This window comes from Brevibacterium sp. 239c (assembly GCF_900169365.1).
Lineage (GTDB): Bacteria > Actinomycetota > Actinomycetes > Actinomycetales > Brevibacteriaceae > Brevibacterium.
This window is the reverse complement of record NZ_FXZH01000004.1, coordinates 263,404-272,602: the sequence shown is the minus strand read 5'-3', so window position 1 is coordinate 272,602 and position 9,199 is coordinate 263,404. Positions and strand designations below refer to the sequence as shown.

Annotated in this window: 8 protein-coding genes; 5 read left to right on the top strand and 3 right to left on the bottom strand. The window is 63.9% G+C overall.

The features are described 5' to 3' along the window. On the top strand, positions 1-306 hold a 306-nt coding region (locus BSP239C_RS06045), incomplete at its 5' end, for an integrase core domain-containing protein (RefSeq protein ID WP_145997413.1). 108 nt (positions 307-414) lie between these two features. Here BSP239C_RS06045 and BSP239C_RS06040 read toward each other — a convergent pair. The 3 genes from BSP239C_RS06040 to BSP239C_RS06030 all read right to left on the bottom strand — a co-directional run bounded on the left by BSP239C_RS06040 (position 415) and on the right by BSP239C_RS06030 (position 2,466). After that, positions 415-1,185, bottom strand: coding sequence for an alpha-ketoacid dehydrogenase subunit beta (locus BSP239C_RS06040; RefSeq protein WP_101570906.1), 771 nt, complete (start codon positions 1,183-1,185; stop codon positions 415-417). A gap of 67 nt (positions 1,186-1,252) precedes the next feature. After that, a complete protein-coding gene (locus BSP239C_RS06035; RefSeq protein ID WP_257930100.1) occupies positions 1,253-1,660 on the bottom strand; it encodes a thiamine pyrophosphate-dependent enzyme in 408 nt (135 codons plus the stop codon). 20 nt (positions 1,661-1,680) lie between these two features. Then, on the bottom strand, positions 1,681-2,466 hold the full coding sequence (locus BSP239C_RS06030; RefSeq protein WP_219618848.1) for an IclR family transcriptional regulator: 786 nt from the start codon (positions 2,464-2,466) through the stop codon (positions 1,681-1,683). Positions 2,467-2,738: 272 nt separating this feature from the next. On the opposite strand from BSP239C_RS06030, the gene BSP239C_RS06025 reads away from it, so the two are divergent. The 4 genes from BSP239C_RS06025 (at position 2,739) to xdhC (ending at position 9,171) form a co-directional block, all read left to right on the top strand. Continuing rightward, positions 2,739-4,220, top strand: a complete 1,482-nt coding sequence (locus BSP239C_RS06025; RefSeq protein ID WP_101570903.1) for an NCS2 family permease — start codon at positions 2,739-2,741, stop codon at positions 4,218-4,220. A gap of 228 nt (positions 4,221-4,448) precedes the next feature. Further along, positions 4,449-5,933: a xanthine dehydrogenase small subunit gene (locus BSP239C_RS06020; RefSeq protein ID WP_101570901.1), complete on the top strand. Its 1,485-nt coding sequence runs from the start codon at positions 4,449-4,451 to the stop codon at positions 5,931-5,933. After that, positions 5,930-8,365 (top strand): xanthine dehydrogenase molybdopterin binding subunit, encoded by a 2,436-nt coding sequence (gene xdhB / locus BSP239C_RS06015; protein ID WP_101570899.1) that lies wholly within the window; start codon positions 5,930-5,932, stop codon positions 8,363-8,365. Before BSP239C_RS06020 ends, xdhB begins: the two co-directional genes overlap by 4 nt. Further along, on the top strand, positions 8,362-9,171 hold the full coding sequence (gene xdhC / locus BSP239C_RS06010) for a xanthine dehydrogenase accessory protein XdhC (RefSeq protein WP_180958934.1): 810 nt from the start codon (positions 8,362-8,364) through the stop codon (positions 9,169-9,171). The genes xdhB and xdhC overlap by 4 nt, the downstream gene beginning before the upstream one ends. Positions 9,172-9,199: the final 28 nt, after the last annotated feature.

Sequence of the window (9,199 nt, the reverse complement as noted above, 5' to 3'; positions counted from 1 at the left end):
AAATACGCCCCGGTCTTCCCCGAGCGGTTCGGGTCCCTGGGTGATGCTCGCACGTTCATGGACGAGTTCATAGACCGTTACAACCACGAACATCATCACCAGAGACTCGGTTTGCATACGCCGGCCGATGTCCACTACGGCCTCGCGGCAGCCAAGGTCGATGAACGTGCTGACGTCCTTGCCGAGGCCCGGGCTGCCCACCCTGAACGGTTCGGCTCTGGCAAGGTCCCAAAGGCACTCGACCTGCCTGAGACCGCCTGGATCAACAAACCCGAAGAATCAGTCGTCGATCAGCAAGCCGCCTAACTCCCTTTGGTCTCATTCACCTTGACAACTTCCGCTCGGCGAACCGCGTGGAGACGACGCCCTCCGTGTCCGGACTGTTCTCCGACAGCGTGGGGAAGTCGATCTCAGTCATCGGTTCACCTGCTTGAGGATCGCCTCTTTGATCCGTGCAGGAGTCGGCAAGGCTGCATACTCCAAGGGGCGAGCGTAGGGGATCGGGATATCGGGGTTGGCGACGCGCTCGATCGGTGTCTTGAGCATGTTGGGGTCGTGTTCTGCGATCCTTGCCGCGATCTCCCCTGACAGGCCGATCGACCGGCGGTTCTTCGCCATCCACGGCAGTCCCTGAATTCCCTTGTGGAACATGAAGACGATGGGATTGTCGTCCCGGATCGCCGCTGTCATCAGTCCCGCAGCATCGGCTGGATTGCTCGGAACGACGATCATCATGCCCGGCAGATGTGCGAATATTCCCCCCAGACATTGGGAGTGCTGCGCCCCATCGGAATAGCCCCCGCCGACTGTGGTCGTGAGCACGAGCGGAACCGTGACATTGCCGCCGGACTCATAGTCGATCTTGGCCATGTGATTGTAGATCTGGTCCATGCACACGCCGAAGAAGTCGACGAACATGAGCTCGACGATCGGCCGCATGCCCTCCGTCGCAGCTCCGATGGCGGCTCCGATGAATCCGGTCTCCGAGATCGGGGTGTCGATGACGCGCTCTGGGCCGAATCGCTCGAACAGGCCTGTGATCGAGGAGAAGATGCCGCCGTAGTCGCCGACGTCCTCGCCCATGACGAACACATTCTCATCGCGGTCCATCTCCGTGGCAATTGCTTCAACCGTGGCCTTAGCGGTGTTGAGGCGACGGGTCGATGGCTGTGCTGTCGTTGTCATTGCTGTCCTCCTGGTATTGGGGTAGCAGTTGTTGGCTGCCGGAAGTCGTCGATGACGCCGCTTCCTTTCAGCTGAGCTTCGTAGGTGGGGATCGGGTCGAGGCCGGGCACTCCTTCAAGTTCGGGCGGTATCCCTGAGCATCGCCTTCGAAATGTCGCCACAGGCGAAGCGTATGGACTTCGATCAGGTTGGGTCCGCCGCCGTTGGAGGTCACCGAGGTGGATGTGGCGCGCGCAACCGAGATTCCCCAATCGTTGTCTTCGATGACGAAGATGACCGGCACCTTCCACAGCACAGCCAGATTGAGGGACTCGTGGAACGCGCCCTGGTTGGCGGCACCTTCCCCCGCCACGGCGACGGCGATGTTATCGAGGCCCTTGCGCGACAACGAGAGCGCCCGGCCCACGGCAACGGGCAGGCCCTCGCCCACTATTCCAGAACAGGAGAACTTCACTGCCGGATCGAAGAGGTGCATATGCCCGCCGCATCCATCGCTCAGGCCGTCGAAGCGTCCATGATTCTGCTCAGCCGCCGTGTCGCCCGTTGCAATGTGAGGGCCTGGTCATGTGTATCCGGCCTATGTGATGGCAGGGGGACCGCAATTGCCCCGACCGTCTCACCTGCGCTGATCGTCGTCGCCAGGCAAGAGGTCCCAAGCAGATATCCCTCGGAGTCGGACCAGACCGTGGGGGTTGTATTCAGGCTCCTCTCGAGGGCTCCGCGGTTCGTGACCGTGCTCGGGATGAGGTCGAAAAGATCATGACGGTCGATGTAGACGGCCCGCTGGTCTTGGGTGAGACCGGCGAGGATTGCCTTCCCGAATGCTGTTGCATGTCCCGATTCGTGAACGCCCGCCCAGAGGTCGACCGCGGGTGCGGTGGGGCCATCGGCGATATCGACGAGTCGGATCTCTCTGTGATCGTAGATCGAGAGGTATGTGGCACCGCCGAGTTCGTCGCGCAGGGAGCGCAGCACGGGTCGGATCCGTGGGAGTCTCTGCTGCGGGGACGCACGCTGTTGCTGTGAGGCGGCTGGCCCGAGCAGGTATCCGTCTTCGTTTTTGCTCAGATAGCCTTCGAAGACGAGGGCGCGCAGGAGGTGGTATGCCGTGGGCAGGGGCAGGCCGACGACGCGCGGCAGCTCTCTGGACAGATCCGATGAGTGTCGGCTCAGACATACGGGTCCTCCTCGGGAATCGGCATCGGTGCCGCTCTCGAATGTGGCATCGATCCTAGACCGTTCGGCAGTGGATACCCACCCTTTCGCGGCAACGGCCCGCACCCCGATGGCAGCGCCAGGCGCGAGATTTGCGATGATTGCGTGTGGTCGAATCGGGTGAATCGGCGGCGGTCGGTCCTCGTAGCCAGATTGTGATCGTTGACACATTATGCAAAACAGACTTAACTGGTCAGTCGGAACGGAAGTGTCTTTCCATGATGCGAAAAAGAATTTCTGTCGTGGAAGCAGCGCCCGTTTCTCTGCGCATGTTCAAGGCGCATGGTCGCCAACGATGATGTTGACGGCTGATCAAATCGAACAACTTGAGGTGATCCATGAAAAAGGTTGACAACGACCAACGGCGGGACACTGAGTCCGCCGCCGAGAGCAGCGGGAGTCCCGGCCTGCTCGACAGATTCTTCGAAATCACATCACGTGGTTCCTCGATCAAGCAAGAGATCCGCGGAGGCATCGTCGCCTTCGTCGCGATGGCCTACATCGTCGTCCTCAACCCCCTCATCCTGGGCGGTTCCGAGGATGTCGCGGGCGGGTCGCTCGACTTCGCCCAACTGACCGCTGTCACCGGCCTCGTCGCCGGTGTCATCACGATCCTCTTCGGAGTCGTCGCGAGGCTGCCCTTCGCGCTCGCCGCGGGCCTTGGCATGAACAGCTTCCTGGCCGTATCCGTGGTTCAGGAAGTGACCTGGGTCGAAGCCATGGGGCTCGTCGTCATCAACGGTGTGATCATCGTCGTCCTCGGAGCCACCGGCATCCGAACCGCGATCTTCAACGCCGTGCCCCACGCCCTGAAGGTCGCGATCACGGTCGGCATCGGCCTATTCATCGCGTTCATCGGCTTCGTCAACTCCGGCTTCGTCACCCGCACTCCGGCCGGACCTCCCGTCCAGCTGGGACAGGACGGATCGATCGCTTCGCTGCCGACGTTGGTGTTCGTGGTCGCACTGTTCCTCATCGGCATCCTCGTCGCTCGCAACGTTCCCGGTGGAATCCTCATCGGCATCGTCGTGGCCACGATCCTTGCGATGGTCATCCAGGCGATCGCAAAGCTGGGCACCGTGGGAGATCCGGTCAGTCCGGACCCGAAGGGCTGGAACCTTGCAGCACCTGAGATTCCCAGCCAGATCGTCGCATTGCCGGACTTCTCCCTCATCGGAGCCTTCGACCTGTTCGGAGCCTTCGAGCGCATCGGCGTCCTCGCAGCCACAATGCTCGTCTTCACTCTGGTGTTCACGAACTTCTTCGACGCCATGGGCACAATGACCGGGCTCGCGCGCAGCGCCGGTCTGCAGACGAAGGATGGAATGTTCCCCCGCATCCGCGGAGCATTCATCGTCGAGGGCCTCGGCGCAGTCGCCGGTGGTGGAGCCTCCGCCTCGTCGAACACCGTGTTCGTCGACGCAGCAGCAGGCATTGCCGAAGGTGCACGAACCGGACTTGCCGCCTGCATCACCGGTGTGCTGTTCCTGCTGTCGATGTTCTTCGCACCGCTCATCGGAGTCATCCCGATGGAAGCCGGCGCCGCAGCGCTCGTCGTCGTCGGTGCCATGATGGTCACTCAGATCCGCGAGATCGACATGAGCGACTTCCGCACCTCACTGCCGGTGTTCCTGACCATGGTCACGATGCCGCTGACCTACTCGATCGCCAACGGAATCGGCGTCGGGTTCATCTCCTGGGCCGTCATCCACGCGATGAGCAAGCGCGGCAAAGACGTCCACTGGCTCCTCTGGCTCGTGTCCGCAGGATTCGTGCTGTACTTCGTTCGCGGACCGATTTCGGCTATGTTGGGTGGATGAGTGAAATGATGGGACATCTTGCTTGGGGAAAGGGCCAGATCGCGCACGGCGACTGAAGCCCGTCAGTCGCTGCACTGACGGGTCACCCGGTCAATCGGGCCACACCGTCATCTCGACACCACGTTCTTCGCTGCTGTTCGCATGGATAACCAGAAGTTTCGAAGAATGAAGCAAATGTTCTAACCATGCACTGTGCGCCGCAGAGACGAGGCGCAGGAGGTAAGTGCGATGTCTGCCCCGGCAACTCAACGTTCCACCGCCCAGGTTTCAGTGAACTCAGCCGTTCATGAGATTGAGGGCCCCCCACACACAAATGCTTTGGACTTCCTTCGCGGAGTCGGCCTCACCGCAGCAAAAGAAGGCTGCGCCGAAGGCGAATGCGGAGCCTGCGCGATCATGGTCGCCCGCCCCGACGCCGATGGGACCACCCGATGGACCTCGGTCAACTCGTGCCTGCTGCCCGCCGCAGCACTCGATGGCCAAGAGGTCATCACAGCCGAAGGGCTCGTCGACGGTGAATCCGTCCACCCCGTCCAAGAAGAGATGGCCGTGCGCGGCGGATCCCAATGCGGATACTGCACCCCCGGCTTCATCTGCTCCATGGCCGCCGAATATTACCGGCCCGAACGTGCCGACGACGCCTCGGCTGCCTCAGCCGCAGCGGACGAGGACCACCACTGCGGTCCCAACGGCTTCGACATCCACTCCTTGTCCGGCAACCTCTGCCGCTGCACTGGCTATCGCCCCATCCGCGACGCCGCCTACGCACTGGGCCAGCCCGAACCCGGCGACTCGATTGCCGCGCGCACCCAGAAGTCGGCGCCCACCTCGGCGAGCACCGATATTCACCGCACGGATACTGCCACCGGTGAAGCCGGACGCTACCGTCGCCCGTCCACCCTCGCCGAGGCGCTGGATATCTTGGCTGCCGAACCCGAGGTTCTCGTCGTCGCCGGCGCCACCGACTGGGGCGTCGAGGTCAACATCAAGGGGGCACGCGCCAAATCGATGCTCGCCATCGACCGCCTGGCCGAACTGCGCGGCATCACCCGCACCGACGAATACATCGAACTCGGAGCCGCCCACACCCTGAGCGAACTCGAACGCGAACTCGCCGGCTCGATCCCGCTGCTGGGCAAACTGATTCCGCAGTTCGCCTCCCGACTCATCCGCAATGCCGCCACCATCGGCGGCAACCTCGGCACCGGCTCACCCATCGGTGATACCCCGCCGGCGCTCCTGGCCTTGGACGCACAGCTCGTGCTCACCTCGGCGACCGGGTCACGGGTCGTGGAACTCGCCGAGTACTTCACCGGCTACCGGCAGACCGTGCGGGGTGCCGGGGAACTCATCTCTGCGATCCGCATCCCGCTGCCGCTGGCCCCCATGACCTCGTTCCAGAAGATCGCAAAGCGCCGCTTCGACGACATCTCCTCGGTCGCCATCGGCTACGCCGTGACCGTTGCAGACGGGATCGTGACCAAGGCTCGGATCGGTCTGGGCGGAGTCGCGGCCACCCCGCTGCGCGCCAGGGCCACCGAGGCGCTGCTTGAAGGCGCACCCTGGACGCTGGACACCGTCCACGGCGCAGCCGAAACACTGGCAGCAGAAGGCACCCCGATGGACGATCACCGGGCGAGTGCGAAATATCGGACCGCGATGCTGCGGTCCTCGTTGGAACGCTTCTATGCAGAACAGGAGGCAGGACGATGAGCCACCTCTCACAGCGCCCCACCGACCCCATCGTCGGTGAGAGCCACCATCACGAAAGCGCCTTCGGCCACGTCACCGGAGCTGCCCTCTACACTGATGACCTCGTCGGACGCCTCGCCGGCGTCCTCCACGCCTACCCGGTGCAGTCCACTCAGGCCCACGCGAAACTGAACAAGGTCGACATCGACGGTGCCTATGCGGTGCCCGGAGTCGTTCGCGTCATCACCGCTGCAGACATCCCCGGCGTCAACGACCAGGGCGTCAAGCACGACGAACCGATGCTGCCCGTCGACGAAGTGATGTTCTACGGCCAGCCCGTCGCCTGGGTCCTCGGCAACGACCTCGAAGCTGCGAAGGCCGGAGCCGCGGCTGTGGTCGTCGACTACGACACCCTGCCCTCGCTCGTCTCCGTACGTGAGGCGATCGAGGCGGGCAGCTTCCACGGCATCCAGCCCGTCATCGACAAGGGTGACGCCACGGGAGCCTTCGCCGATGCCGCCCACGTGTTCGAAGGCGAATTCGAGTTCGCCGGTCAGGAGCACTTCTACCTCGAGACCCAGGCCTCACTGGCTCAGGTCGACGAGAGCGGACAGATCTTCGTCCAGTGCTCGACACAGCATCCCACCGAAACGCAGGACATCGTCTCCCATGTCCTCGGGGTTCCCGCCCACGAGGTGACCGTGCAGTGCCTGCGCATGGGCGGAGGTTTCGGCGGTAAGGAGATGCAGCCCCACGGGTACGCCGCACTCGCGGCCCTCGGCGCGAAGCTCACCGGTCGTCCGGTGCGCCTGCGACTCAACCGCACGCTCGACATCACGATGACCGGCAAACGTCACGGCTTTCACTCGTCCTGGAAGATCGGCTTCACCGAGGAAGGCAAGATCCTAGCCTTGGATGCGACGCTGACCGCCGACGGCGGGTGGAGCCTCGACCTGTCCGAGCCCGTGCTCACCAGGGCCATGTGCCACATCGACAACGCCTACTGGGTGCCCAACATCCGCGTGGCCGGTCGCATCGCGAAGTGCAACAAGACTTCGCAGACCGCGTTCCGCGGGTTCGGCGGGCCGCAGGGCATGCTGGTGATGGAGGACATCCTCGGCCGGGTCGCCCCGAAGCTGGGTCTGTCGGCTCGAGAGCTGCGTCGCCGCAACTTCTACCAAGCCGGCCAGGACACCCCGTACTACCAGCCCGTGCGTCACCCCGAGAGGCTGGAGGCCACCTGGGACCAGATCGTATCCACCGCCGAGGTGGAGGCTCGGGAAGCCGAGATCGAGCAGTTCAATGCCCGCAACGATCACGTCAAACGCGCGATCGCGCTGACCCCTGTGAAGTTCGGGATCTCGTTCAACCTCACCGCCTTCAACCAGGGCGGGGCCCTCGTGCTGGTGTACAAGGACGGTTCTGTCCTCGTCACCCACGGCGGCACCGAAATGGGACAGGGCCTGCACATGAAGATGCTGCAGGTCGCGGCCACCACTCTCGGTGTGCCTCTGTCCACGGTGCGGCTCGCGCCCACGCGCACGGACAAGGTCCCCAACACCTCGGCGACGGCGGCGAGCTCCGGCACCGACCTCAACGGCGGTGCGGTCAAGGACGCCTGCGAGCAGATCCGGGATCGTCTGACCCAGGTGGCAGCCGGGATCGTCGGGGCACCCGCCCACGAGGTGAGCGTAAGCCGCGGCATCGTCAGCGCACTGTCCTCGAAGAAGACAGTGACCTGGGAAGAGCTCATCAACGCCGCCTACTTCCAGCGGATCCAGCTCTCGGCCTCTGGGTTCTACCGGACCGAGGGATTGCACTGGGACCTGTCGATCATGACCGGCGAACCCTTCAAATACTTCGCCTACGGGGCTGCCGCGTCCGAGGTCGAGGTCAACCGCTTCGACGGCTCCTACACGCTGCGTCGCGTCGACATCGTCCATGACGTCGGCGACTCGCTCTCACCCCTGATCGACCTCGGCCAGATCGAGGGCGGCTTCGTCCAGGGCGCCGGCTGGCTGACACTGGAAGACCTGCGCTGGGATGAATCAGACAAACCCAGCCGAGGTCGCCTAGCCACTCAGGCCGCAAGCACGTACAAGATCCCCAGCTTCTCCGAAGCCCCCGAGATCTTCAACGTTGCGGTGCTGGACAAGGCGCACGAAGAGGGCGCCGTCTACGGTTCGAAGGCCGTGGGCGAACCTCCGCTCATGCTTGCTTTCTCCGTCCGCGAAGCCCTGCGAGACGCTGTGGCCGCGTTCGGCGCTGAGTCCGAGCCGGGCGGTGTGGGGCCGTCGGTTGAGCTGGCTTCACCGGCGACTCCCGAAGCCGTGTTCTGGGCCATCGAATCGGTGCGCTCACCTGCCACGAGCGGTGCGGCTGCCACTGGCGCTGCGGCTGCGTCCGGCGATGCTGCGCGGGAGAATCCGGAAGGCATCAGTGTCCCATCATGACTTGGATGGACACAACGGCCGAGCTTCGGAAGGCTCGAGTGCCGGCCGTCCTCGTCACTCTTGCTTCGGTTCGCGGGCACGCCCCGCGTGAAGCCGGAGCGAAACTGATCGCCACCGCCGATGACCTGTATGGGACCATCGGCGGCGGCAATCTGGAGATGACGGCCGTCACCCGTGCCCGCGAGATCCTCGCCGCAGCAGCAGACTCGGCGTCGGGGGAGTACCGCGCCGAACCCGAGATGCTCACTCTGCGACTCAACGACAAAGCACCCGCCAAATACGGGCGCCAATGCTGCGGCGGGGAGGTCAGCGTTCTGCTCGAACCGCTGCCCGTGCCCGCCTCGGTGGCGATCTTCGGCATCGGCAACATCGGGCTCGAGCTGACCCGGATCCTGGCCCGCCACGACATCGATGTCCACGTCAGCGATTCTCGCCCGGAGCACCTAGGGGAGCTCGACCGGTTGGAGCCGCCCGTGGCTGCGATTCATCGCGAGTTCGCCGTTGTCGGCGAAGAGGTGCTCGTCGGGCTGCCTGCCGGTACGCACGTTCTCATCATGACCCACGACCACGCCGAGGATCTCCACCTCTGCGACGCGGCACTTACCCGCGGCGGCCTCGGCTCCATCGGACTCATCGGCTCGAGCGCCAAATGGCAGCGGTTCCGGAAGAACCTCATCGCCGAGGGCCACACACCCGAGTCCGTCGACACCATCGACTGCCCCATCGGACTGCCCGATCTGCCTGGCAAGCAGCCGGCGACGATCGCACTCAGCGTCGCCGCCGATCTGCTTGGCCGCATGGGCTGACTTTCACCAGACCACACTTCATTCTTCA